The organism is Knoellia sp. LjRoot47, from assembly GCF_964253435.1.
In the GTDB taxonomy this organism is placed as follows: Bacteria; Actinomycetota; Actinomycetes; order Actinomycetales; family Dermatophilaceae; genus Knoellia.
The window spans coordinates 595,702-618,159 of the sequence record NZ_CAXUQS020000001.1; the positions used below are offsets into that span (position 1 = coordinate 595,702).

The 22,458-nt window shown below is 71.2% G+C and carries 22 protein-coding genes and 1 tRNA gene; 12 read left to right on the forward strand and 11 right to left on the reverse strand.

Annotated elements, in window-relative coordinates; genetic code table 11:
- Nucleotides 1-191: 191 nt before the first annotated feature.
- Complete coding sequence (gene acs / locus ACSQ11_RS03060) at nucleotides 192-2,174, forward strand: acetate--CoA ligase (protein WP_436002931.1); 1,983 nt, start codon at nucleotides 192-194, stop codon at nucleotides 2,172-2,174.
- Nucleotides 2,175-2,276: 102 nt separating this feature from the next.
- Here acs and ACSQ11_RS03065 read toward each other — a convergent pair whose 3' ends face one another.
- Nucleotides 2,277-2,756: a MarR family winged helix-turn-helix transcriptional regulator gene (locus tag ACSQ11_RS03065; protein ID WP_436002933.1), complete on the reverse strand. Its 480-nt coding sequence runs from the start codon at nucleotides 2,754-2,756 to the stop codon at nucleotides 2,277-2,279.
- 97 nt (nucleotides 2,757-2,853) lie between these two features.
- On the opposite strand from ACSQ11_RS03065, the gene ACSQ11_RS03070 reads away from it, so the two are divergent.
- The 3 genes from ACSQ11_RS03070 (at nucleotide 2,854) to ACSQ11_RS03080 (ending at nucleotide 5,963) form a co-directional block, all read left to right on the forward strand.
- Nucleotides 2,854-4,086, forward strand: a complete 1,233-nt coding sequence (locus ACSQ11_RS03070) for an MFS transporter (protein ID WP_436002935.1) — start codon at nucleotides 2,854-2,856, stop codon at nucleotides 4,084-4,086.
- A gap of 84 nt (nucleotides 4,087-4,170) precedes the next feature.
- A complete protein-coding gene (gene nhaA / locus ACSQ11_RS03075) occupies nucleotides 4,171-5,508 on the forward strand; it encodes a Na+/H+ antiporter NhaA (RefSeq protein WP_436002937.1) in 1,338 nt (445 codons plus the stop codon).
- A gap of 68 nt (nucleotides 5,509-5,576) precedes the next feature.
- On the forward strand, nucleotides 5,577-5,963 hold the full coding sequence (locus ACSQ11_RS03080) for a phage holin family protein (protein ID WP_436002939.1): 387 nt from the start codon (nucleotides 5,577-5,579) through the stop codon (nucleotides 5,961-5,963).
- Between the two features lie 87 nt (nucleotides 5,964-6,050).
- Here ACSQ11_RS03080 and ACSQ11_RS03085 read toward each other — a convergent pair whose 3' ends face one another.
- Together ACSQ11_RS03085 and nth are read right to left on the reverse strand one after the other, a co-directional pair.
- Nucleotides 6,051-6,716, reverse strand: coding sequence for an NUDIX hydrolase (locus tag ACSQ11_RS03085; RefSeq protein WP_436002942.1), 666 nt, complete (start codon nucleotides 6,714-6,716; stop codon nucleotides 6,051-6,053).
- On the reverse strand, nucleotides 6,713-7,522 hold the full coding sequence (nth, locus tag ACSQ11_RS03090; protein ID WP_436002944.1) for an endonuclease III: 810 nt from the start codon (nucleotides 7,520-7,522) through the stop codon (nucleotides 6,713-6,715). The genes ACSQ11_RS03085 and nth overlap by 4 nt, the downstream gene beginning before the upstream one ends.
- Nucleotides 7,523-7,608: 86 nt before the next feature.
- On the opposite strand from nth, the gene ACSQ11_RS03095 reads away from it, so the two are divergent.
- On the forward strand, nucleotides 7,609-8,286 hold the full coding sequence (locus ACSQ11_RS03095; protein ID WP_436002946.1) for a Crp/Fnr family transcriptional regulator: 678 nt from the start codon (nucleotides 7,609-7,611) through the stop codon (nucleotides 8,284-8,286).
- A 14-nt stretch (nucleotides 8,287-8,300) separates the two neighbouring features.
- Here the strand turns inward: ACSQ11_RS03095 and ACSQ11_RS03100 are convergent, their stop codons facing one another.
- A complete protein-coding gene (locus ACSQ11_RS03100) occupies nucleotides 8,301-9,095 on the reverse strand; it encodes an MBL fold metallo-hydrolase (protein ID WP_436002948.1) in 795 nt (264 codons plus the stop codon).
- 178 nt (nucleotides 9,096-9,273) lie between these two features.
- Here ACSQ11_RS03100 and ACSQ11_RS03105 point away from each other — a divergent pair, with 178 nt between their 5' ends.
- Nucleotides 9,274-10,176, forward strand: a complete 903-nt coding sequence (locus ACSQ11_RS03105) for a type IV toxin-antitoxin system AbiEi family antitoxin domain-containing protein (RefSeq protein ID WP_436002950.1) — start codon at nucleotides 9,274-9,276, stop codon at nucleotides 10,174-10,176.
- A 113-nt stretch (nucleotides 10,177-10,289) separates the two neighbouring features.
- Here the strand turns inward: ACSQ11_RS03105 and ACSQ11_RS03110 are convergent, their stop codons facing one another.
- Genes ACSQ11_RS03110 through ACSQ11_RS03120 form a run of 3 tightly spaced genes read right to left on the reverse strand, consistent with a single transcriptional unit; the run spans nucleotide 10,290 to nucleotide 11,636 of the window.
- Nucleotides 10,290-10,988 carry an NUDIX hydrolase gene (locus tag ACSQ11_RS03110; RefSeq protein WP_436002952.1) on the reverse strand — a complete coding sequence of 233 codons (699 nt, stop codon included), beginning with the start codon at nucleotides 10,986-10,988 and terminating at the stop codon, nucleotides 10,290-10,292.
- A gap of 13 nt (nucleotides 10,989-11,001) precedes the next feature.
- Entirely contained in the window at nucleotides 11,002-11,475 is a 474-nt protein-coding gene (locus ACSQ11_RS03115) for a RidA family protein (RefSeq protein ID WP_436002954.1), read from the reverse strand.
- A 2-nt stretch (nucleotides 11,476-11,477) separates the two neighbouring features.
- Nucleotides 11,478-11,636 (reverse strand): DUF4177 domain-containing protein, encoded by a 159-nt coding sequence (locus ACSQ11_RS03120; protein ID WP_147064255.1) that lies wholly within the window; start codon nucleotides 11,634-11,636, stop codon nucleotides 11,478-11,480.
- A 38-nt stretch (nucleotides 11,637-11,674) separates the two neighbouring features.
- On the opposite strand from ACSQ11_RS03120, the gene ACSQ11_RS03125 reads away from it, so the two are divergent.
- Both ACSQ11_RS03125 and ACSQ11_RS03130 read left to right on the forward strand, forming a co-directional pair.
- Nucleotides 11,675-12,694, forward strand: coding sequence for an ArsA-related P-loop ATPase (locus ACSQ11_RS03125; RefSeq protein WP_436002956.1), 1,020 nt, complete (start codon nucleotides 11,675-11,677; stop codon nucleotides 12,692-12,694).
- Nucleotides 12,694-13,875, forward strand: a complete 1,182-nt coding sequence (locus ACSQ11_RS03130; RefSeq protein ID WP_436002958.1) for an ArsA family ATPase — start codon at nucleotides 12,694-12,696, stop codon at nucleotides 13,873-13,875. The genes ACSQ11_RS03125 and ACSQ11_RS03130 overlap by 1 nt, the downstream gene beginning before the upstream one ends.
- 107 nt (nucleotides 13,876-13,982) lie before the next feature.
- On the opposite strand, the gene ACSQ11_RS03135 is transcribed toward ACSQ11_RS03130, so the two are convergent.
- Nucleotides 13,983-14,294: a WhiB family transcriptional regulator gene (locus tag ACSQ11_RS03135; RefSeq protein ID WP_436002960.1), complete on the reverse strand. Its 312-nt coding sequence runs from the start codon at nucleotides 14,292-14,294 to the stop codon at nucleotides 13,983-13,985.
- Nucleotides 14,295-14,503: 209 nt separating this feature from the next.
- Here ACSQ11_RS03135 and ACSQ11_RS03140 point away from each other — a divergent pair, with 209 nt between their 5' ends.
- Nucleotides 14,504-16,939, forward strand: a complete 2,436-nt coding sequence (locus ACSQ11_RS03140; protein ID WP_436002962.1) for a transglycosylase domain-containing protein — start codon at nucleotides 14,504-14,506, stop codon at nucleotides 16,937-16,939.
- A 74-nt stretch (nucleotides 16,940-17,013) separates the two neighbouring features.
- On the opposite strand, the gene ACSQ11_RS03145 is transcribed toward ACSQ11_RS03140, so the two are convergent.
- Nucleotides 17,014-17,475 (reverse strand): GatB/YqeY domain-containing protein, encoded by a 462-nt coding sequence (locus tag ACSQ11_RS03145; RefSeq protein WP_436002964.1) that lies wholly within the window; start codon nucleotides 17,473-17,475, stop codon nucleotides 17,014-17,016.
- A 42-nt stretch (nucleotides 17,476-17,517) separates the two neighbouring features.
- On the opposite strand from ACSQ11_RS03145, the gene ACSQ11_RS03150 reads away from it, so the two are divergent.
- Both ACSQ11_RS03150 and ACSQ11_RS03155 read left to right on the forward strand, forming a co-directional pair.
- Nucleotides 17,518-18,459: a metallophosphoesterase gene (locus tag ACSQ11_RS03150; RefSeq protein WP_436002966.1), complete on the forward strand. Its 942-nt coding sequence runs from the start codon at nucleotides 17,518-17,520 to the stop codon at nucleotides 18,457-18,459.
- 78 nt (nucleotides 18,460-18,537) lie between these two features.
- Nucleotides 18,538-18,614, forward strand: a tRNA-Pro gene (locus tag ACSQ11_RS03155).
- Nucleotides 18,615-18,678: 64 nt separating this feature from the next.
- On the opposite strand, the gene ACSQ11_RS03160 is transcribed toward ACSQ11_RS03155, so the two are convergent.
- Nucleotides 18,679-19,947, reverse strand: a complete 1,269-nt coding sequence (locus tag ACSQ11_RS03160) for an AGE family epimerase/isomerase (RefSeq protein ID WP_436002968.1) — start codon at nucleotides 19,945-19,947, stop codon at nucleotides 18,679-18,681.
- Nucleotides 19,948-20,052: 105 nt separating this feature from the next.
- Nucleotides 20,053-21,006, reverse strand: coding sequence for a hypothetical protein (locus tag ACSQ11_RS03165; protein WP_436002970.1), 954 nt, complete (start codon nucleotides 21,004-21,006; stop codon nucleotides 20,053-20,055).
- A 193-nt stretch (nucleotides 21,007-21,199) separates the two neighbouring features.
- Here ACSQ11_RS03165 and ACSQ11_RS03170 point away from each other — a divergent pair, with 193 nt between their 5' ends.
- Entirely contained in the window at nucleotides 21,200-22,411 is a 1,212-nt protein-coding gene (locus ACSQ11_RS03170; RefSeq protein WP_436002972.1) for an oxygenase MpaB family protein, read from the forward strand.
- Nucleotides 22,412-22,458: the final 47 nt, after the last annotated feature.

Below are 22,458 nucleotides of genomic sequence, written 5' to 3' on the forward strand. Positions count from 1 at the left end.
TCCGTTTGCCCTAGACGGGAATGGTCAAAGAGTGCCGCAGGTCGCACCGCTGGTCGTACCATCCCGCTCACCGCGCCGCTGGCCGCAGCACACCCGCCTCCGGGCGACGATCGGGCACCCGTGGTTGATGCCGGTCCACGAACAGGGTTGGCTGGGACCCAGTGTCGTGCTGCGCCACGCGCCCGCCCCCAATGACGAGGAGCCCCGAAGTGACCGACGAGAACCTCTCCAGCCACCTGGCCGAGCTCGACCTCTCACCCAGCGACGAGATGCGGTCGCAGGCGGTCGGCAGCGAGGACCTCTTCACCGAGGCCGACGCCGACCGCGAGGCCTTCTGGGCGACCCAGGCCCGCGAGCGCCTGACGTGGAGCAAGGACTTCGACCAGACCCTCGACTGGAGCGGCGCCCCCTTCGCCAAGTGGTTCGTCGGCGGCGAGCTCAACGTCGCCTACAACTGCGTCGACCGTCACGTCGAGGCCGGCAACGGCGAGCGCGTCGCCCTGCACTTCGAGGGCGAGGGCGGCGACACCCGCACGGTCACCTACGCGCAGCTCAAGGACGACGTGTGCCGCGCGGCCAACGCGCTCACCGAGCTCGGCGTGGAGAAGGGCGACCGGGTCGCGATCTATCTGCCGATGATCCCCGAGGCCATCGCGACGATGCTCGCCTGCGCCCGGCTCGGCGCCCCGCACTCGGTGATCTTCGGCGGCTTCTCGGCCGAGGCCCTGCGCACGCGCATCAACGACGCCGAGGCCCGCGTCGTCGTCACCGCCGACGGCCAGTGGCGTCGCGGCAAGGCGGCCCCGCTCAAGCCCGCCGTCGACGAGGCCCTCGCCGGTGGCGACACCCCGGTCGAGAAGGTGCTCGTCGTCAAGCGCACCGAGTCCGACGTCGAGTGGACCGACGACCGCGACGTCTGGTGGCACGACCTCGTCGACGGCCAGAGCACCGAGCACACGGCGGAGCCGATGGACTCCGAGCACCCGCTCTTCATCCTCTACACGTCGGGCACGACCGGGAAGCCCAAGGGCATCTTCCACACGACGGGCGGCTACCTGACGCAGACGGCATACACGAATGCCGTGGTCCACGACGTCCACCCGGAGACCGACGTCTACTGGTGCACCGCCGACATCGGCTGGGTGACCGGCCACTCCTACATCGTCTACGGGCCGCTCGCCAACGGCGCGACGCAGGTCCTCTACGAAGGCACCCCGGACACCCCGCACCAGGGTCGCTGGTGGGAGATCGTCGAGAAGTACAAGGTGTCGATCCTCTACACCGCGCCCACGGCGATCCGCACGTTCATGAAGTGGGGCGCCGACATCCCGGCGAAGTTCGACCTGTCGAGCATCCGCGTCCTCGGCTCGGTCGGCGAGCCGATCAACCCCGAGGCGTGGCTCTGGTACCGCAAGAACATCGGCGGCGACAAGGCCCCGATCGTCGACACGTGGTGGCAGACCGAGACCGGCGCGATCATGATCAGCCCGCTCCCCGGCGTGACGACCCTCGAGCCCGGCTCGGCGCAGCGCCCCATCCCGGGCATCAGCGCCGAGATCCTCGACGACGAGGGCCAGCCGTTCACCGAGCCTGACAAGGTCGGCTACCTCGTGCTCACCCAGCCGTGGCCGTCGATGCTCCGTGGCATCTGGGGCGACCCGGAGCGCTACAAGGAGACCTACTGGAGCCGGTTCGGCGAGAAGTACTACTTCGCCGGCGACGGCGCGAAGTACGACGACAAGGGCAACATCTGGCTCCTCGGTCGCGTCGACGACGTCATGAACGTCTCGGGCCACCGCCTCTCCACCGCCGAGATCGAGTCGGCGCTCGTGTCGCACCCGTCGGTCGCCGAGGCCGCGGTCGTCGGTGCCACCGACGAGACCACCGGTCAGGCCGTCGTGGCGTTCGTCATCCTGCGTGGCGGTGCCGAGGACCACGGCGACGAGACGGTCCAGGAGCTGCGCAACCACGTGGCCAAGGAGATCGGCCCGATCGCCAAGCCGCGCCAGATCATGGTCGTCCCCGAGCTGCCCAAGACCCGTTCCGGCAAGATCATGCGCCGCCTCCTCAAGGACGTCGCCGAGAACCGCGAGGTCGGCGACGTCACGACCCTCGCCGACAGCTCGGTGATGAACCTCATCCAGCAGGGCCTGTCGAAGGACTCCTCCGACTGAGACCCGAGCGCGACTGATTGCCCTTTCCAGCGCGAGGAGCGCAGCGACGACCGCTGGAAAGGGCAATCAGTCGCAGGTATGCCGTGCCGTCGGCTTCCCGGGTCAGCGCGCGGCGGCCGCCTCGGCCTCACGCGGGCCGACGCCGGTGAGCTCGGGCAGGGCCGCGACGAGGTCGGCGAGCTCCGGCGTCGCCTCGGCCTGCGCCACGGCGTCACGCAGCGCCCGGTCGTGCAGAGGACGCGCCTTGCGCAGCAGCGCACGCCCGGCCGGGGTCAGCTCGGTGTAGATCCCGCGCCGGTCGTCGGCGCAGAGGATCCGGGTGAGGAGCCCACGGTCCTCGAGGCGGTTGACCAGACGCGTCGACGCGCTCGGTGACAGCGCAGCCGCCCGCGCAAGCTGTGACATGCGCATGTGCCAGCCGTCCTGGCGCGAGAGCGAGTCGAGGACGCTGAACTCGACGACCGACAGCTCGTGCCCACCCTGCAGCGCTCGCTCGAGCTCGGTCTCGATCATCTGGTGCAGCGCGGCGAGCCGTCGCCAGCCCTGGGTGCGGACCTGCACCGCGTCGTCGGAGATACCCATGGAGCGATCATAGCGCCGTTTTGCAATATCCCGCGCGTGCAACTAACGTGCAGCCAGTAGTTGCACACGCGCTATATCTCACCATGGAAGGAACGCAGTGACCACGTCGCTGGCACCACGGCACGACACGTCGACGACGGCTACGACCAGCCGCCGCCTTCCCCTCGGCCTGCTCGCCCTTGCCGTCGGCGGCTTCGGCATCGGCCTCACCGAGTTCGTCATCGCAGGGCTCCTCCCCGAGGTCGCGCGAGACTTCGAGGTCACCGAGACCGCTGCCGGGTGGCTCATCTCCGGCTACGCGCTGAGCGTCGCCGTCGGCGGCATCGGCCTCACCCTTGCCGCGGCTCGCCTGCCCCGCAAGCACGTGCTCCTCGGCCTCATGGTGCTCTTCATCGTCGGCAACCTCCTCTCCGCGGTCGGCACGTCGTATGCCGTGATGATGACCGGGCGTGTCGTCGCGGCCCTCTGCCACGGAGCGTTCTTCGGCATCGGCTCGGTCGTCGCGGCCGGCCTCGTGAGCAAGGATCGCGCCGCGAGCGCCATCGCCCTGATGTTCGCCGGCCTGACCACCGCCAACGTGCTCGGCGTCCCCCTCGGAACCCTCCTCGGCCAGGCGTACGGCTGGCGCTCGACCTTCTGGGCCATCACCGCGATCGGCGTCCTCGCGCTCGTCGCCATCGCCGCCCTCGTCCCGGCCTCCGTCAACGCCCGCCCCTCCGCGACCGGAGACGACGACGCGAGCGAGCAGCACGGCATACGCCACGAGCTGTCGGCCTTCGCGAACCGCCAGGTGTGGTTCTCCCTCCTCGTCACCGTCCTCGGCTTCGGCGGGATGTTCGGCGCCTTCACCTACATCGCGTTCACGCTCACCGAGGTCTCGGGCTTCGCCAGCAGCTCGGTGCCGTGGCTGCTCGTCCTCTTCGGCGTCGGCCTCTTCGTCGGCAACCTCGTCGGCGGTCGCGCGGCGAACCGCTCCGTGCCCCGCACGCTCGCCACCGTGCTCGCTCTGCTCACCATCGTCATGGTCGGGTTCGCACTCACCGCGCAGTCGCAGGTGCTCACCCTGCTCTCGCTCGTCCTCATGGGCGCCTTCGGCTTCGCGACCGTGCCCGGGCTCCAGCTGCGGATCATGACGTATGCCGGGTCCGCCCCGACCCTCGCGAGCGGCGCCAACATCGCCGCGTTCAACGTCGGCAACGCCCTCGGCGCGTGGCTCGGCGGCGTGACCATCGCCGCGGGCCTGGGCTACGTCTCGACGATCTGGGCCGGAGCCGCGATGGCCGCGGCGGCGCTGGTGACACTGCTCGTGGCCGAGCGCGTGCGGTCGTGAGCGCGGTGACGCACCGATAGAATCGATGGCAGGTGCGCCGGGAAGTCTGGTCGGCAACGACGCCGCCGACCCCGAAAGGGCACCATGATCTCCCCCGCCGCACGCGACCGTCTCTTCCGACGTCCGAGCTGGACCGAGGCCCAGACCGTCGCCCGAGCGTTGCGGACCGAGACCGTCGGTGGCGCGATCCTGCTCGTGGCGGCCGTCGCAGCCCTCGTTTGGGCGAACTCGCCCTGGCGCGACGCGTATGCCGGCCTGCGCGAGACCACGGTGGGCTACGCACCTTGGCACCTGGAGCTGACCCTGGGCCACTGGGCGGCGGATGGGCTGCTCGCGATCTTCTTCTTCGTCGCGGGGCTCGAGCTCAAGCGCGAGTTCCTCGTCGGCGACCTGCGCTCACCGGCGAAGGCCGCGGTGCCGGTCGTCGCGGCAGCAGCCGGTGTGGCGGTGCCGGCCGTGCTCTTCACCGTGACCGTGCTCGTCTCCGGGGCCAAGGGTGATGCGCTGCGGGGGTGGGCGATCCCGACGGCGACCGACATCGCCTTCGCCCTCGCGGTGCTCGCCGTCATCGGTTCGTACCTGCCGTCGGGGCTGCGGTCGTTCCTCCTCACCCTCGCCGTGGTCGACGACCTCATCGCCATCACGATCATCGCCATCTTCTACACGCAGGGGCTCGAGCTCGTCCCGCTGCTGCTCGCGCTCGTGCCACTGGCGGCGTTCGCCTTCCTCGCCCAGCGGCGGATCGTCGTGTGGTGGCTGCTCGTGCCGCTGGCGTTCGCCGCGTGGGCGCTCGTCCACGCGTCGGGGATCCACGCGACCGTCGCGGGCGTGCTCCTCGGGCTCACCGTGCCGGTCCGCCCCCGGTCCCACGTGCCCGTGGTGTCGACGCTGTCGGCCGAGACCGACGTGGCAGAGCGTCTCGAGCACCGGCTTCGCCCGCTGTCGGCGGGGTTCGCAGTGCCGGTGTTCGCCTTCTTCGCCTCCGGTGTCACCGTCGTCGGCGGTGGCGCCGGCGCGGCACTGCGTGACCCCGTGGCGATCGGCATCGTCGTCGGGCTCGTCGTCGGCAAGGTCGTCGGCGTCCTCGGCAGCACGTGGCTGATGGCCCGGTTCACCCGCGCCGAGCTCGACGACGACCTCACGTGGACCGACGTCATCGGCCTGGCCCTGCTCACGGGTGTCGGGTTCACCGTGTCCCTCCTCGTCGGCGAGCTGGCCTTCGGCGCCGGGTCGGAACGGGACGAGCACGCCAAGATCGCGGTCATGGTCGGCTCCCTCCTCGCCGCGGTCCTGGCCTCGGCCGTGCTGCGGCGCCGCAACGCGGTCTACCGGCGGATCGCCCTCGCCGACGCGGTGGACGATGACGGCGACGGGGTGCCCGACGCGTTCCAGCGGCGTTCACCCCGGGACGCACCCGAGTGACGGGGCGCGCGATGGGTAAGGTCGGTGCAGACCTCCCGAAAGCCTCCCGACCTGCGAAGGTGAGCAGCATGACAACCGGAACCGGACCCGAGCGGACCATCGGCCAGCTCGTGGCCGACGCCACGCACGACGTGCAGGGCATCGTCCGCAGCGAGATCGCCCTGGCCAAGGCCGAGGTGTCCGCGGGCGCCAAGGTCATGGGCAAGGGCGCCGGGCTCCTCGGTGCCGCCGCGTTCGTGGGCCTTCTCGGGCTGATCTTCCTGTTCCACACCCTTGCCCGGGTCATCGCCGTGTGGCTGCCCGTGTGGGCGGGCTACGGCATCACGACGCTGTTCATGTTCATCGTCGCGGCCATCCTCGGTCTCATGGGCAAGAAGTCCCTCGAGAAGGCCAAGCCCGCACCGAGCCGCGCCATCGCCGAGGCCCAGCAGACGATCGCCACCCTCAAGTCCTGACCGGGCCACGTGTCCGACTTGTTGCGAGTTCGCAGAGTCGCTCGTTGCCCTCGCAACTCTGCGAAGTCGCAATAAGTCGGAGGTGGGTCAGGTGCGGTTGCGCATCCAGTCCGAGAGCACGTGCTCGGGGATCGGCCGCTCGACCGTGGCGTCCCACGGCTGGGTCAGGCCGCCGAGGTCGAACACGGCGCCGAGCAGCAGCGCGGTGAACCCCCAGACGAACAGGCCCCCGGCCTCGAACCCCGGTCCGCGGTAGCCCGACGGGTGCGCCACGGTGAAGCGCCGCTGCGGGTCGAGCAGCTCGGCGAGGGGTACCCGTTCGACCCGCTCGACCTCACCGGGGTCGACGACGCTCACAGGTCCCGGCACCGGCCACCAGCCGAGCACCGGCGTGACGGCGTTGCCGCTGGGGGTGAGGAAGAGCTCGGGGAGGGCCCCCACGACGTCGACGCTCGCCGGCACGACCCCGACCTCCTCGTGGGCCTCACGCAGGGCGGCATCCACGGGTCCGGAGTCGGTCGGGTCGACCCGCCCGCCGGGGAAGGACACCTGGCCGGGGTGGGCGCGCAGCGACCTCGACCGGGCAGTGAGGACGACGTCGGTCTCGCCGTCGTCGCTCGGCCCGAAGAGCATGAGCACGGCCGAACGACGGTCCACCTCGTCGGGTGGGGCGAACGTCGAGAACGCCTTCGGCCGGTCCTCGGCGATCGTGTCGAGCACCCGCGCCATCCAGTCGGGGCGGGCAGCGGTCACGCCGGCTCCCCGGCCGCCGTGGCAGCGTCGTCACGGGCCCTCTCACCGGGCAGCGGTCCCGGCGGCGGGTCGGGCAGCTCGGCACCGGGGGCCAGCTCGTACTTGAGCAGTGCCAGCGCCTTGACCGGATCCGTCTCGCCCTCGCCGTAGGACGGGCACCACCGGGCCACCGGGCATGCGCCGCACGCAGGCTTGCGGGCGTGGCAGGTCCGCCGTCCGTGGAAGATCAGGACGTGGCTGAGCATGACCCAGTCCTTGCGCGGGAAGAGCGCACCGATCTCGTGCTCGACCTTGACCGGGTCGGTCTCCTCGGTCCAGCCGAACCGGCGCGCGAGCCGTCCGAAGTGGGTGTCCACGGTGATCCCCGGCACGTCGAAGGCGTTGCCGAGGACGACGTTGGCGGTCTTGCGGCCCACTCCGGGCAGGGTCACGAGGTCCTTGAGACGGCGCGGCACCTCACCGTCGAACCGCTCGACGAGGGCCTGGCTCAGCGTGATGACCGAGTTGGTCTTGGCTCGGAAGAACCCGGTCGGCTTGAGCACCTCCTCCATGGACACCCGGTCGGCGGCGGCGAGGGCCTGCGCGGTGGGCCAGCGCGAGAACAGGATCGGTGTCACCTTGTTGACGGTGACGTCGGTGGTCTGGGCCGAGAGGACGGTGGCGACGAGCAGCTGGAGCGGCGTCTCGAAGTCGAGCTCTGCGTGCGCGTAGGGATAGCGGTCGACGAGGGCGCGATAGATCTTGCGGGCCCGGCGCGTTCGAGCGACCGGTGACTCTGCGGCATACGCAGCGGGAGAGGCAGGCACGCACGCCAGACTACGGCCGAGCACCGACGGTGGCGGCGCACGCCGTCACCCGCCGGGGCGAACGGCGACGTGGCACACTGTGCCCCGTGGATCACGACATCGTGCGCAAAGCCCCGCTGTTCGCGGCCCTCGACGACGAGGCGGCCGCAAGCCTCATCTCGTCCATGACGGCCCAGCACATGGAGCGCGGTGACGTGCTCTTCCACGAGGGAGACCCGGGCGACCGGCTCTACGTCATCGGCGAGGGCAAGATCAAGCTCGGCCGCTCCTCCGCGGACGGCCGCGAGAACCTCCTCGCGATCCTCGGCCCGGGCGAGATGTTCGGCGAGCTCAGCCTCTTCGACCCGGGGCCCCGCACGGCCACCGCCACCGCCGTCGCCGAGACCCAGATCGTGGGCCTCACGCACGACCAGCTCAAGGCGTTCCTCGGTGAGCGTCCGGGTGTCGCCACGACGCTGCTCGCCGCACTGGCTCGCCGCCTGCGCCGCACCAACGAGTCGCTCGCCGACCTCGTCTTCACCGACGTCCCCGGTCGCGTCGCCAAGGCGCTCATCGACCTGTCCGACCGCTTCGGTCGGCCCGTCGAGGGTGGCGTTATGGTGAGCCACGACCTCACCCAGGAGGAGCTCGCCCAGCTGGTCGGCGCCTCCCGCGAGACCGTCAACAAGGCTCTCGCCGACTTCGCGACCCGCGGCTGGCTCAAGCTCGAGGCCCGCGCGGTCCTCGTCCAGGACATGGAGCGCCTGCAGCGCCGCGCGCGCTGACCTGCTCCGAGGGCTCAGCGGATCCCCAGGTAGTCCAGCTGCGCGCGGATGCTCATCCGCGCCGCCGGCCACACCTCCCGCGGCACGTCCGCGTAGACGCGCGTCAGCACGCCCTCGACCGGGTCGGCCTCGCCGGCCGCACCGTCGGTCAGGGCCTGACGCACCTGCTCGAGCCGCTCCTGCCGGTGCGTGCTGTAGAACGCGACCATCGCGGCGGCGTCCGGCACGACGGGGCCGTGGCCGGGCAGGATGCGGGTCACCTCTCCGTTGCCCGTGAGGTCCGCGATCCGTTCCAACGACGCGAGGTATGCCGCGAGCTCACCATCCGGGTGCGCGACCACCGTGGTGCCGCGCCCCAGGACCGTGTCGCCCGTGAGCAGGGAATGGTCGGCCGCGAGCGCGAACGAGACGGAGTCGCTCGTGTGACCCGGTGTGGCGACGACCCTGATCTCGAGTGCGCCCGCCGTGATGACGGAGCCGTCGGAGAGGTCGTCGTGGCCGCGGCCGACGGCCCGGGTGCGAGTCCCCGTGAGCTCGGCGAAGCGGGGCGCCGCCTCGGCGTGGTCGTGGTGGCCGTGGGTGAGGATCGTCTCGGTGACGCGTGCGCCCATCGAGGCGACCGTGTCGACGACCCGGGCGAGGTGCCCCTCGTCGAGCGGTCCGGGGTCGATGACGACGGCCTCGGTGCCGCCCGGCTCGAGCAGGACCCAGGTGTTGGTCCCGTCGAGTGTCATCGGGCCCGGGTTCGGCGCGAGGACGCAGTGCGCCCGCTCCGTGACCTGCCCACCGGCCCACGCCTGCTCACTCATTCCCCCACCCTGCCATCCGGAGCGGTGGGACGCCGAGCGGTGCACGGTGCGCGGCAATCGAGGCTCTGCTCCGAGATACTGAGCCTGCAGCCGGCCGGAGCGCAGCCTCTTGCCGCGCGTCGTGCACGCCTGTGGAGAACCCGACGGCGAGCAGCCCCGGATCGAGAACCATGTCCTTGTGAACGTCGCGACGACCCTCGAGCGGCTCGGAGGCTGGGCCACGTGGGTCGAGCTGCGCCGCCACCACCCACGCCGGGCGGTCGAACGGGCAGTGCGCGAGGGCAGAGTGGTCCGGGTCGGCCACAACCGCTACACCCTGCCGGGCACCGTGACAGCACTGGTCGACGCCCTCCGAGTGGGTGGAAGCCTCAGCCACATCAGCGCCGCCCTGCATCACGGCTGGAAGGTCAAGACCGTCCCGGAGGTCACGTGGGTCACTCTCCCTCGGGCTCGGGGGACGTTGCGCCGGAAAACCTCCGGGGTCCATGTCCACCGCAGCGACCTGCCCGTTGGCTCCTCCCGGGCACGGGTCACGGACCCGTTGCGCACGGTGCTCGACTGCGCCCGCATCCTGCCCTTCGACGAAGCCCTCACGGTGGCCGACTCGGCCCTCCGCTCAGGCAAAGTGGCACGCGACGAGCTTCGGCGGGCAGGCGCCGCCGCCCGCGGGCCCGGAGCTGCGCAGGTTCGTCGGGTCGCTACCCATGCCGACAGTCGAGCGGCGAACCCCCTCGAGTCCGTGCTCCGTGCACTTGCCATCGAGGTCGGGCTCGCCATGACCCCGCAGCTCGAGGTAGCCGAGTCAGGGCTCTACGCAAGGGCTGACCTCGGCAACGAAGACCTTCGGCTGCTCCTGGAGGCCGAGGGCTACGAGACCCACGGCACCCGGCAGGGCCTGCGACGGGACTGTCGTCGTCACACCGACTTCGTCGTTCACGGGTGGACGTCGATGCGTTTCGCCTACGAGCACGTCATGTTCGAGCAGGACTGGGCGAGGTGGTCGCTCGCGGCGTGGCTCGCCCGTCACCTTGGCCAGCCGGTGCCCGCCCGACCGAAGCCTCAGTGGCGGCGCGCCGCCTGATCACGATGCGCGGCAACCGGCATGGGTCGCGGGGTGGGGGCCCCAGTCCTCAGCGTGGACAGTCGAGGGGCGACGCCCGTTGCCGCGCAGGGTGCCCACCTGTGCCGACGGGGTCAGGGGATGTCGGAGCGCATGACGAGCCGGTCGCCCAGGTCGACGAGCTCGGGCGAGACCGCAGTGAGCACCGGCCGGTCGGCGAGGAACTCCTCGGCCGACCCGAACTCGGCGAGCTGCTCGAGCATGACCACGGTCGGCGGCAGCATCACCGCACGTCCTTCGGCGTATGCCGTGAGCAGGCTCCGTGGGAGTACCCAGGCGTCGTGGTCGGTCTCGGTCGAGGTCCCCTCGGCAAGCTGGCCCTCGGGGAGGGCTGCCGCGAAGAACCACGTGTCGAACCGACGCTTCTCGAACGGCGGGGTGATCCAGTGGGCCCGCGGGACGAGGTCGGCCACCGAGAGCCGCAACCCGCACTCCTCCTCGACCTCACGCACGGCCGCCGACAGCAGGGGCACGGCCTCGTCGGGGCCGACGCCCATGGCATCGGCCAGCTCGCTCACCGCACCCGCGTCGAGCTCCGCACGTGCATCCTCGGGGTCGACACCGCCGCCGGGGAAGACGTACATCGACGGCGCGAATGCCATCGTCGACACCCGGCGCTGGACGAACACCGCCGGCCCGTCGACTGTGTCGCGCACGACGAGCACGGTCGCGGCGCCCCGGGGCTCGAGGGGCTCACCGGGTGACGCGAGCCAGGCGCGCGCGTTCGCGACCCACGCGTCGGAGCGCGGGGCAGCGAACTCGCGCCACGGCATACGGAAGGAAGGGTCAGTCGGCGACGTGGACGATGATCTCGACCTCGACGGGGGCGTCGAGGGGGAGAACAGCGACACCCACGGCCGACCGGGCGTGCACACCCTTGTCGCCGAAGGCGGTGCCGAGCAGCTCACTGGCACCGTTGACGACGCCGGGCTGGCCGGTGAAGGCCGGGTCGGAGGCGACGAAGCCCACGACCTTGACGACACGCTCGACCTTGTCGAGGTCACCGACGATCGACTTCACGGCGGCGATGGCGTTGAGGGCGCAGAGCTGCGCGAGCTCCTTGGCGCGGTCGGGGGTGACGTGTCCCTCGCCCTCGCCGACCTTGCCGGTCTCCGCGAGCTGCCCCGACACCATCGGGAGCTGGCCGGACGTGAAGATCCGCGACCCGTCCTGGATCGCGGGAACGTAGGCGGCCACGGGGGCGGCCACCTCGGGCACGGTCAGGTCGAGCTCGGCGAGACGGTCCTCGACTGCACTCATGGTCAGGCTCCCTTCGGACGCTTGAGGTAGGCCACGAGGCCGTTGCCATCGGGGCCGGACACGACCTGCACGAGCTCCCAGCCGTCCTCGCCCCACTGGTCGAGGATCTGCTTCGTCGCGTGGATCATCAGCGGCACCGTTGCGTACTCCCACTTCTGCATGACGCCCACCCTAGTGCCGCCCGCCGTAGGCTTGCGCCGTGCCCTCATCCACCCTCACGGACCTCTCGGCAGCCCGGCTGCACGTCATCACCGGCAAGGGAGGAGTCGGCAAGACGACCGTCGCCGCCGCCCTCGCCCTCGCCCTGGCCAGCACCGGCAAGCGGGTCCTCCTCGTCGAGGTCGAGGGGCGCCAGGGCCTCTCGCAGACGTTCGACGTGCCGCCGCTCGGCACCGACGAGGTCAAGCTCGTCTCCCACCCGAGCGGCGGCGAGCTCTGGGGCCTGTCCGTCGACGCCAAGGCCGCGCTGCTCGAGTACCTCCAGCTCTTCTACAAGCTGGGCCGGGCGGGCACGGCGCTCGAGAAGGTCGGCGCGATCGACTTCGCGACGACGATCGCGCCCGGAGTGCGCGACGTGCTCCTCATCGGCAAGGTCTACGAGGCCGCGGGCCGACCCAGGGGCGGGCGCGGTGGCGGCAAGAAGGGCGGCGACCTGCACTACGACGCCGTCGTGCTCGACGCACCCCCGACCGGGCGCGCGGTCCGCTTCCTCAACGTCAACGCCGGCGTCGCCGACGTCGCACGCATGGGCCCGATCAAGTCACAGGCCGACTCGATCACCCGCATGCTCCACGACCCGCGCACGCTCGTGCACATGGTGACCCTGCTCGAGGAGATGCCGGTGCAGGAGAGCCTCGACGGCCTGCGCGACCTCGCCGACGTCGGGCTCCACCTCGGCGCCATCGTCGTCAACCAGATCCGCGAGCCCCGGCTCACGCCCGCCCACCTCACGGCGCTCGAGGGCTCCGACGACGACCTCGACGAGCTCCTCCGCACCGAGCTCACCGCGGCCGGGCTTCGGCCCACGGGTCCCATGGTCAAGGGCCTCGTCCAGGAGGGGCGTGACCACGCCGAGCGCCTTGGACTCCAGGACGAGATGGCCAAGGAGATCGCCGACGCCGGCCCGCCGGTCATCGAGCTGCCGGCCCTGGCCGGCGGCATCGAGGAGGGCGGGATCGCCGTCCTCACCGACGAGCTCCTCGACCAGGGCGTCGCCTGATGGCCGCGCGGACGTCCGCCCCCTCGAAGGCACCGAAGACCCCGACGAGACTCGATGTCGACGGCCTGCTCGCCGACCCCGATGTCGGGATCATCGTCTGCTGCGGCAGCGGTGGCGTGGGCAAGACCACGACGGCCGCCGCCCTGGGCATCCGCGCGGCCGAGGCGGGACGCAAGGTGGTCGTGCTCACGATCGACCCCGCCCGCCGCCTCGCTCAGTCGCTCGGCCTCACCGAGCTCGACAACACCCCGCGCCCCGTCGCCGGTGTCGACCTCGCGGCGGGCGGGTCGCTCGACGCGATGATGCTCGACATGAAGCGGACCTTCGACGAGGTCGTCGAGGCGCACGCGACCCCCGACAAGGCCGCCCAGATCCTCGAGAACCCCTTCTACCAAGCCGTGTCGAGCTCGTTCGCCGGGACGCAGGAGTACATGGCCATGGAGAAGCTCGGCCAGCTCCGCACGCAGGCCGAGCGTGACGGCACCTGGGACCTCATCGTCGTCGACACTCCCCCGTCCCGGTCCGCCCTCGACTTCCTCGATGCTCCGAAGCGCCTCGGTTCGTTCCTCGACGGACGCTTCGTCCGCCTGCTCATGGCACCGGCCAAAGCGGGAGGCCGTGCCTACCTCAAGGTCTTCAGCGTCGGTGTCGACCTCGCCCAGCGCACCCTCAGCCGGGTCCTCGGGGGGCAGATGCTCCAGGACGTCCAGACCTTCGTCGCGGCGCTCGACACCATGTTCGGCGGGTTCCGCGAGCGCGCCGACGTCACCTACGCCCTGCTCAAGGAGGACACGACGGCGTTCGTCGTCATCGCCTCACCGGACCGCGACGCCCTGCGCGAGGCCGCCTTCTTCGTCGACCGGCTCGGACAGGAACGTATGCCGCTCGCCGGCGTCGTCGTGAACCGCCTCCAGTCGCTCGGCGCCAGCGCGCTCTCGGCCCCGCGCGCCGAGGACGCCCTCGACCAGCTCACCGAGGCCGGTGAGGAGGACTCGCTCACGGCGGGCCTGCTGTCGCTCCACGTCGACCTGGCGTCGTCGGCTGCCCGGCAGCACGGGTTCGTCTCCCGGTTCGCCGCCTCGCACCCGCACGTGCGGCTGTCGACCGTTGCGGCGTCGGCCACCGACGTCCACGACCTCGACGGGCTCCGAGAGGTCGGCGCACTGCTCGCCGGCAGCTGATCCACTGGCCGGGCCCTCGGGATCCAGACGTCCGGGGACGAGAAGGCCGGGGACAAGAAGGCCGGGCCGGCCCACGAAGGGGCCGACCCGGCATACGTCGGCGGGTCTCAGCTCTGCTGCGTGCGACCCAGCGTCTTGTTGAGGACGTCCTTCCACGAACGGACGTCGGGGTGGCGGCGGAGCAGGGCACGGCGCTCTCGCTCCGTCATCCCTCCCCAGACGCCGAACTCGGTGCGGTTGTCGAGAGCATCGGCGAGGCAGTCGAGGGCGACGGGGCAGCCACGACACACGATCTTGGCGGCGCGCTGCTCCTTCCCCTGGACGAAGAGTGCATCAGGGTCGGTGCCCACGCAGGTGCCGCGGGTGGACCAGTCGGACGTGCTGGTTGAAGCAGTGGCAGGAGCTGATGTGATCGTCATGCGATTTCCCTTGGCTGGGCCATTCCCTCCCGAATGGCGCTACTCGAAAACTAGGGAGTAGGGGCAACGTGCGCTATGACGATTCTGGGGACTAGTCACATAGTTCCTTATGACTAGTTACTTCCTAGCCCTTCTTCTGTTGACGTGCAGGAATGCTCCACGGCCCGGCGTTCCAGGGGGGTCACATGTTCCCGCGTTACCCTGCGGGTATGGAAGGTCGTGCCCAAAACCTGCCCCACGTGCTCCGTCTGCTGCTGGGGCTCGTCGTCCTGAGCACCCTCATGGGGCTGCTCATGGCGGGCATCGCCATCCCCGCGATCGGCGCCGGCGGAAGCGCCACGACGACGGGGGTCAAGGCGTTCAACGACCTCCCCAGCGAGTTCTCGATCTCGCCGCTGGCGCAGCAGTCCAAGATCCTCAGCGCGGACAAGAAGCTCATCGCCAACCCCTACGACGAGAACCGCATCATCGTCCCGCTCACCAAGATCTCGCCGTGGATGCAGAAGGCCCAGATCGCCATCGAGGACTCCCGCTTCTACGAGCACGGGGGTCTCGACGTGCGCGGCTTCACCCGCGCCATGGTGTCGAACTTCTCGAGCGGTGACGTGCAGGGCGCCTCGACCATCACCCAGCAGTACGTCAAGATCACGCTCCAGGAGAACGCCCTGCGTCGTGACGACAAGGACGCCGCGCAGGCCGCCGTCGCCAAGACCTACACCCGCAAGCTGCAGGAGCTCAAGTACGCCCTTGACGTGGAGCGCAACTACACCAAGGAGCAGATCCTCGCGGGCTACCTCAACCTCGTCTACTACGGCGACCAGGCCTACGGCGTCGAGGCGGCGGCCCAGAACTACTTCGGCGTCCCCGCCGCCAAGCTGACGCTGGGCCAGTCCGCGCTCCTCGCGGGCATCGTCCAGCAGCCGACCAAGTACAACCCGGTCATCAACCCCAAGCAGTCGCAGTCGCGCCGCAACGCCGTGCTCGACCGCATGCAGGCCCTCGGCCTGGCCACCCCCGTCAACGTCGCCGCGGCCAAGAAGCAGCCGGTCGCCAAGATGCTCGGCAACCGCAAGCCGCCCAAGGGCGTCTGCCAGCGCTCCAGCCAGCCGTTCTTCTGCGCCTACATGATGGAGTACCTCCAGAAGTCGCCGCAGATGGCCGTCCTCGGCAAGACGCCGGCCGAGCGCCTCAAGAACATCAACCAGGGCGGCCTGACGATCAACACCACGCTCGACACGAAGCTGCAGGCCGCGACGATGCGCGAGCTCACCAACGCCGTCCCGATCGGCAACAAGAGCAACCTCGGTGCAGCCTCGACCGTCCTCGAGCCGGGCACCGGCAAGGTCCTCGCCATGGCCCAGGCCACCGACTTCGGTGACAGCCAGCTCAACCTCAACGTCGACCAGCGCTACGGCGGCAGCCAGTACGGCTACCAGTTCGGCTCCACCGCCAAGATGTACGCCCTCGTCACGGCCCTCGAGTCCGGCATGCCGCTCGACGCCACGGTCACCGCGCCGGTGGCCTCGCCCGAGGACTCGCACGTCTTCACCAACAAGGACATGCACGACAAGTGCCGCACCGCCAAGGAGGGCTGGCCGGTCAAGAACGACTACAAGAGCGGCGGCACGCTCACGCTCGCCAAGATGACCGCCGAGTCGATCAACACGTCGTTCGCGCAGCTCACCATCGACCTCGGCGCCTGCAAGGTGCACGAGACGATGAACCGGATGGGTCTGCACCAGGGCGACGGCAAGCCGATCGACACGGCGATCCCCGCCGTCGCGCTCGGCGCCGGCGTCGTCACCCCGATGACGATCGCCTCGTCGTACGCCACCCTCGCCGCGCGCGGCAAGTACTGCGAGCCCACCCCGATCGCCTCGATCACGACGTCCAACGGCAAGGTCATCAAGGTCCCGCCGACGCCGTGCAAGCAGGTCATCCGGGCAGACGTCGCCGACGGTGTCAACCAGCTCCTCAAGGGCCCGCTCTACGACAGCCGCGGCACCGCCGAGGGCTCGTGGACGGTCAAGGACCGCCCGGCCGCCGGCAAGACGGGAACGACCAACAACCACAACCAGTCGTGGTTCGTCGGCTACACCCCGCAGCGCGCCGCCTCGGTCTGGATCGGCAACGTCAAGCCGGCCAAGGCCAACGGCGAGCTGCTCACCCTCAACCGCAAGACCTTCGGCAAGTACGGCTACAAGCGCAGCGTCTTCGGTGGCACGGTGGCCGGCCCGGTGTGGGGCAAGATCATGAAGGCCGCGACCGACGGCCTGCCCATCGTCCCGTTCACCCCTCCGTCGAGCGCCGTGCTCAACGGCAACTACGTCCCGCTCCCGGACGTCGTCGGCGACAGCGTCGAGACGGCCACGGAGAAGCTCGAGGGCGCCGGGTTCAGGGTGCGCGTCGGCAGCCGCGTCGACAGCACCGTGCGCGAGGGTCGGGTCGCCATGACCGCGCCCAAGGCGCGGGCACCCAAGGGCGGACAGGTCACGCTGCTCATCTCACGCGGCTACCAGCAGCCGGTGTTCCGCTACGACCCGCAGCCCCAGCCCCGGCAGACGGTCGTCACGCCACCGCCGACGAGACCGACGGCCGGACCCGGCCCCAAGGTCAAGCCGACGAAGCCGCCCAAGCGCCCCTGAGTCGCTGAGGTTTCACGTAGCGAGGCCCCCACCACGACCGGTGGGGGCCTCGCTACGTGCGGGCGGGTCGTCGCTCAGCCGGCGAGCACTCGCTTGACGATGGCGGCCACGCGGCCACCGTCGGCACGACCGGCGATCTCGCCCTGAGCGACCTTCATGACCTGCCCCATCTGCGCCATGCCACTCGCGCCGGTCGACTCGACGGCGGAGCGGACGATGCGCTCCAGCTCGGCGTCGTCGAGCTGCTTGGGCAGGTACGCCTCGAGGACGGCCAGCTCGGCGTCCTCGGTCGCGGCGAGCTCGGGGCGGGATGCCTCGGTGTATGCCGTCGAGGCCTCCTTGCGCTTCTTGGCCTCCTTGGCGATGACCTTGAGCACCTCGTCGTCGCTGAGCTCCTTGGCCTCGTCACCGGCCACCTCGGCGTTGGTGATCGCGGTCAGGGTCATACGGAGCGTGCCGGAGCGGACCTTGTCCTGGCTGCGGATCGCGTCGTGGAGGTCGCTGCGCAGCGCCTCCTTGAGAGTCGTGTCGGTCATGCCCCCAGTCTCGCACCCGGCGTCAACCGGGATACTGGGCCGATGACCCCTCCGATCCGGACCGCCCTGACCACTCTGGCCGGCGTGGCGGCGGCGGGGGTTGCCGGGGTGGCCTACGCGGCGCTCGTCGAGCGCAACTGGTACGCCCTGCGCGAGGAGACCGTGCCGGTGCTGCCGCCGGGCTCCGAGCCCGTGCGTGTGCTCCAGGTGAGCGACCTGCACCTCATGCCCGACCAGCGCCGCAAGATCGAGTGGGTCCGCGGGCTCGCCTCCCTCGCCCCCGACTTCGTCGTCAACTCCGGCGACAACCTCGCCCACGTGGAGGCCGTCGGCCCCCTTTTGCGGGCCATGGAGCCGCTCATGGAGTTCCCCGGAGCCTTCGTCCTGGGCTCCAACGACCGCTACGCCCCGGTGCCCAAGAACCCCGCGCGCTACCTCACCCCCGGCTACGCCAAGGCCCCGAAGACCCCCCGCGGCGACCTCCCCGTCGACGAGCTCGTCGCGGGCCTGCGGCAGGGCGGGTGGTCCGACCTCGACAACGCGCGCACGACCGTCACCATGGGCCCGCACCGCGTCGAGCTCGTCGGGGTGGACGACCCGCACATCGAGTACGACCGGTATGCCGCGGTGTCCGGTCCCGCGGCCACCGACGTCGCGCTCACGGTGGGGCTCGTGCACGCGCCCTACCAGCGGGTGCTCGACGCCATGACCGCTGACGGCGCCGGGCTGGTCCTCGCCGGGCACACCCACGGCGGGCAGCTGGCGGTGCCGCTCTACGGCGCCATCGTCACCAACTGCGACCTCGACCGGGGCCGGGCCAAGGGCCTGTCGCGGTGGTGGCCGGGAGCGGGAGGCGACGTGCCCACGGAGCCGGAGCGGGCGGCATACCTGCACGTCTCCGCAGGACTCGGCACCTCGCCGTACGCTCCCGTCCGGTTCGCCTGCCGCCCCGAGGCAACCCTGCTCACCCTCGTCGCGCGCTGACGGGGGAACCGATTTCGGGAGGCGGGTGACCGTCGGCTATCCTCTGGTGTCGCCGTCTGCAAGGGCAGTGACGTGCCACGGGGTGTGGCGCAGCTTGGTAGCGCGCTTCGTTCGGGACGAAGAGGTCGCAGGTTCAAATCCTGTCACCCCGACCAGAGTCACGAAGGCCCTCCGCTCAGCGAGCGGAGGGCCTTCGTGCTGCTCGGGGTGGTCGCCGCGTCAGCGACGCAGCCGGTCCCGCAGCGCGGTCGCCAGCGACGGCGTGAGCGGCAGCCGCGGGATGAGCGTCGCCTGCACCGCGTGGTAGAGGTCGGCCTTGGTGTCCCACGTCGTCCGCGACACCTCGCCCTCCGGACTGAGCTCGTGCCACCACGAGCCGCCCGCGCGGTCGATGACCTCCGTGTCGACGTAGTCCCACCAGGTGCGATACCAGCGGTCGTATGCCGTGTCCCCCGTCGCGTGGTGCAGCGCGGCGGCCGCTCCGATCGCCTCGGCGGCCACCCAGTGCATGCGCTCGCGGACGACGGGACGCCCTTCGAAGTCGACGGTGTAGACGAAGCCCGGGGAGCCGTCGACGCACCAGCCCTCGCGCACTCCCGCGTCGAAGAGGCCCTGCGGGTCGTCGAGCATCCACGCGGCGGGCTCGTCGCCGAGGGCGGTGAGGGCGGCGCGGGCGTGGAGCGTGAGGCGGGCCCACTCGAACCAGTGGCCGATCGTCGCGCCGAAGGGTCGGAACGGGTCGGCCGGGCGGTCGCGGTTGTAGTCGGGGACGGCCGTCCAGGTGGCGTCGAAGTGCTCGGGCAGACGCCACGACCACTCGCGCGCCCAGCCGTGCACCACGCGCTCGAGGATGCGGACCGCGCGGTCGAGCCACCTCCGGTCCTCGGTGACGTCCGCGGCCGCGAGGTAGGCCTCGACGGTGTGCATGTTGGCGTTGACGCCGCGGTAGCCGTCGAGCGTCGTGAAGGCGCGGTCCCACTCCTCCACCGCCATCCCCTTCTCGTCGTCCCAGAAGTGGCGCTCGCTCACGTCGAGGGCTGCGGCGAGGAGCTCGGCGGCGCCGGGGCGTCCCGCGGCAGTGGCGCTCGAGGCGGCGAGGATGACGAAGGCGTGCGGGTACGCCTCCTTGGCGCCCGACGACGGCGTGCCGTCGCGGGCGACCTGCGAGAACCAGCCGCCGTGCTCGGCATCGGCGAAGAGGGTGGTGATCGCCGCGACACCGTGGTCGACCAGGGCGCCGCACCCCGGCCGGCCCATGAGGTGCCCGAGGGAGTGGACGTGCGTCATGCGGCAGGTGAGCCACAGCTCGAGGGGTCCGTCCTGTGGCGACCCGTCGTCGCCCTGGCGCGCGAAGCCGCCCGCCTCGAGGCGTGAGCCACGGCCGAAATCGAGCAGCCGGTCGGTCTCGGCCTCGAGCCACCTCTCGTGCCAGGCGGACCCCAACCACGTGCCGACCTCGGTGGCCGACCCGTCGTGCTCCTCGTGCATCCCGCTCCTCCAGTTCCCGCGCCGTGCGACGATGTCCCATTGTCGTCGCCGCGGACGGGCGCGCACGGGCAACCCTCGAAGCTGTCCGGCCCGGGGCCGGCGCTGTCAGGTTCTGGGCGCTGCCGCCTCCTCCGGCAACCCGTCGGTCCAGAAGTCCAGCGTCTGGGTCACCCAGAACACGGCGAAGGACACGAGCAGGACGACCTCGACCCACAGCACCCACTCGTCGGGGGTCCCACCACCACCGGCCTGGTCCATCACGGCGAGCACGATGGCGACCGCGAAGGCGATGGCCATGACCGCGGCCACGGCGCCGTAGACCGAGGCGTAGGCCTTGGCGGCCCTGGCGTCACCGGCACGGTCGCGACGGGCCCTGGCCTTGCGTGCGTTGACGAACGCGACGGCGGTGATGAGCCCGAACAGCGGCACGGCGGCACCGAAGTGGGCAGCGTCGAGGAACGAGTCGCGGCCCACCGTGAACCAGAGCAGGAAGGCGACGAACACCGCTGCCGCGAGGATGAAGCCGATCCGGGTGGCGCGCGACGACTGCCGCCGCCTGACGACGACCCAGCCGCCGAGCGCGAGCCCGAGGACACCGAGAGCGACGAGCCCCCAGACGTTGTTGACGACGGACGGCACGAACTCGGGCGGCACCGAGCACCTGCCCTCCGGGTCGCACGGTGTGCCACCGGCTCCGCGAGGCGTCGGCACCATGGCGACGACGGGGGCGAGCATCCCGGCGATGTTGAGGGCGGTGTCCTCGAAGCCACGGCGGCCGACGATGGCGACGAGGCTGATGCCGATGGCCACGAGGGCTCCGACGAAGACGCTGCGCGCCGGCGTGTAGTAGTACGCGCTGATCGAGCCGAGGTGGCGGTTGGCCTCCGCGCCACCGAGCCGCTCGAGCCACACGCAGAAGAGCAGGAGGACGACGAGCCCCACGAGGCTGAGCCTCAGGTAGCGGTAGGTGCGCACCGACGCGCTCGCGCGCACCGTCGGCGGCGTGATGACCGGGGTCACGTCCGGGACCTCGGGCAGCTGGGCGGACAGGTTTCTCATGGCGCACTCCTCTCGACGACACCAGTGTGTCGCTGGGAAGGAGGCGCGAGAAGGCCTCGGAATACACACGGTCCGATGGCTCTCCCGGTCGTCCGCCCCCGTGGCCCGGGCGCCCGGGTCGAGGGCGCATCGTCCAGCGCACCGAGAGCTCTCGGCCTTCCTCCCGTGCCCCTTTCGCTCGTACGCTCGGACGGTGGTCGACACACCCCACCCGCCGACGAGCGTGCGGAACGCGGCCGAGGCGGTCGCCCGGCACGGCGCGCTCGGCTCGGCCTACCTCGCGGGCATGTGGGTCGGCGATCCCCTCGCCGACGCCTGCGCCGACGAGGCGGCCCGGATCGGTCGAGGTCGCTTCATGCGGCTGCTCCGCCAGGCCCTCGCCGACGGCATCGAGTCGGTCCCCGACGCACCCGAGAGCCTCGTGGCACTCTTCGCCCAGCTCGACGACGTCCCCGACTGGGTCGACCTCCCGGCGATCGATGCCGGCGTCCGCGACCTCGCGCGCTACAGCCGCGAGACCGGCATCGTCCTCGGCGCGGCCTCCCTGCTCGTGGGCTACGCCAACCCGACCGCCTCGCGCCCGCTGGCCATGACCGGCCGCTACGTCGAGAGCGCCGGGATGCGCACCATCGAGGTGGCCACGTGGCTGCGCGCGGTGACGAAGCCCGGAGGGCTGGAGCGGTTCTCCCCCGGCTTCGAGCGCACCGTCCGCGTCCGGATGATCCACGCCTTCGTGCGCCGCCACCTGCGTGACGACCCCGCCTGGGACCTCGAGGCGTGGGGCGAGCCGATCTCGCAGGCCCACCTCGCCTACACGGTCGACGAGTTCTGCCTCATCGTCATCCGGGCGCTGGCCCGCGTCGGCGTGCACTTGCGCCCCCACGAGGTCGCCGACGGCCACTACGCCCGGTGGCGCTACCTCGGCCACCTGCTCGGCGTCGTCCCCGAGCTGCTGCCCGTGAACCGGGCCGACCAGGAGGCGCTCGAGGATCTCCACCTCATGACCCGCCCGCCGGTGGAGGACTTCTGCCGGGCCCTCGTGCGCGGGATCAACGCCGAGTTCCTCGTGCCCGAGCTCGACCTGCTCCTCGGGCCCTGCCGGCGCTGGTCGCCGACGACCGTCCACGGGCTCGAGCGCCTCTTCCTGGGTGACGACATCGCCGACGACCTCGGGGTGCCACCGTCCCGGGTCGGACCCGTCGTGGCCGGCCTCGGCCGACCGCTCGGCGTGCTCAACCGATCGCTCGACCGCGTGCCCGCCCTCGTGAACTGGCGGCGCCGCCGCGGCGAGGCCTACACCGACCGCCAGGAGGTGCGCCTGCGCACGACCTACGGCGTGACCCACGAGATGGTGGACGACTCACCCTCGTCGGGTGCGCCGCACCCCGCACGCGTCGCCGGGTGACGGTGGGCGCGTCGCCGTCCTGGCCCCTCCGATGAGGGGTCGCCCCG

What these genes read in the sequence shown, in the direction of transcription:
- ACSQ11_RS03120 (WP_147064255.1), bottom strand. Translation starts at nt 11,636, where the DNA reads ATGCAGAAGTGGGAGTACGCAACGGTGCCGCTGATGATCCACGCGACG.
- ACSQ11_RS03135 (WP_436002960.1), bottom strand. Translation starts at nt 14,294, where the DNA reads ATGACGATCACATCAGCTCCTGCCACTGCTTCAACCAGCACGTCCGAC.
- ACSQ11_RS03160 (WP_436002968.1), bottom strand. Translation starts at nt 19,947, where the DNA reads ATGCACGAGGAGCACGACGGGTCGGCCACCGAGGTCGGCACGTGGTTG.
- ACSQ11_RS03115 (WP_436002954.1), bottom strand. Translation starts at nt 11,475, where the DNA reads ATGAGTGCAGTCGAGGACCGTCTCGCCGAGCTCGACCTGACCGTGCCC.
- ACSQ11_RS03080 (WP_436002939.1), top strand. Translation starts at nt 5,577, where the DNA reads ATGACAACCGGAACCGGACCCGAGCGGACCATCGGCCAGCTCGTGGCC.
- ACSQ11_RS03145 (WP_436002964.1), bottom strand. Translation starts at nt 17,475, where the DNA reads ATGACCGACACGACTCTCAAGGAGGCGCTGCGCAGCGACCTCCACGAC.
- ACSQ11_RS03150 (WP_436002966.1), top strand. Translation starts at nt 17,518, where the DNA reads ATGACCCCTCCGATCCGGACCGCCCTGACCACTCTGGCCGGCGTGGCG.
- ACSQ11_RS03100 (WP_436002948.1), bottom strand. Translation starts at nt 9,095, where the DNA reads ATGAGTGAGCAGGCGTGGGCCGGTGGGCAGGTCACGGAGCGGGCGCAC.
- ACSQ11_RS03110 (WP_436002952.1), bottom strand. Translation starts at nt 10,988, where the DNA reads ATGCCGTGGCGCGAGTTCGCTGCCCCGCGCTCCGACGCGTGGGTCGCG.
- ACSQ11_RS03165 (WP_436002970.1), bottom strand. Translation starts at nt 21,006, where the DNA reads ATGAGAAACCTGTCCGCCCAGCTGCCCGAGGTCCCGGACGTGACCCCG.
- acs (WP_436002931.1), top strand. Translation starts at nt 192, where the DNA reads ATGACGAGGAGCCCCGAAGTGACCGACGAGAACCTCTCCAGCCACCTG.
- nhaA (WP_436002937.1), top strand. Translation starts at nt 4,171, where the DNA reads ATGATCTCCCCCGCCGCACGCGACCGTCTCTTCCGACGTCCGAGCTGG.
- ACSQ11_RS03130 (WP_436002958.1), top strand. Translation starts at nt 12,694, where the DNA reads ATGGCCGCGCGGACGTCCGCCCCCTCGAAGGCACCGAAGACCCCGACG.
- ACSQ11_RS03140 (WP_436002962.1), top strand. Translation starts at nt 14,504, where the DNA reads ATGGAAGGTCGTGCCCAAAACCTGCCCCACGTGCTCCGTCTGCTGCTG.
- ACSQ11_RS03065 (WP_436002933.1), bottom strand. Translation starts at nt 2,756, where the DNA reads ATGGGTATCTCCGACGACGCGGTGCAGGTCCGCACCCAGGGCTGGCGA.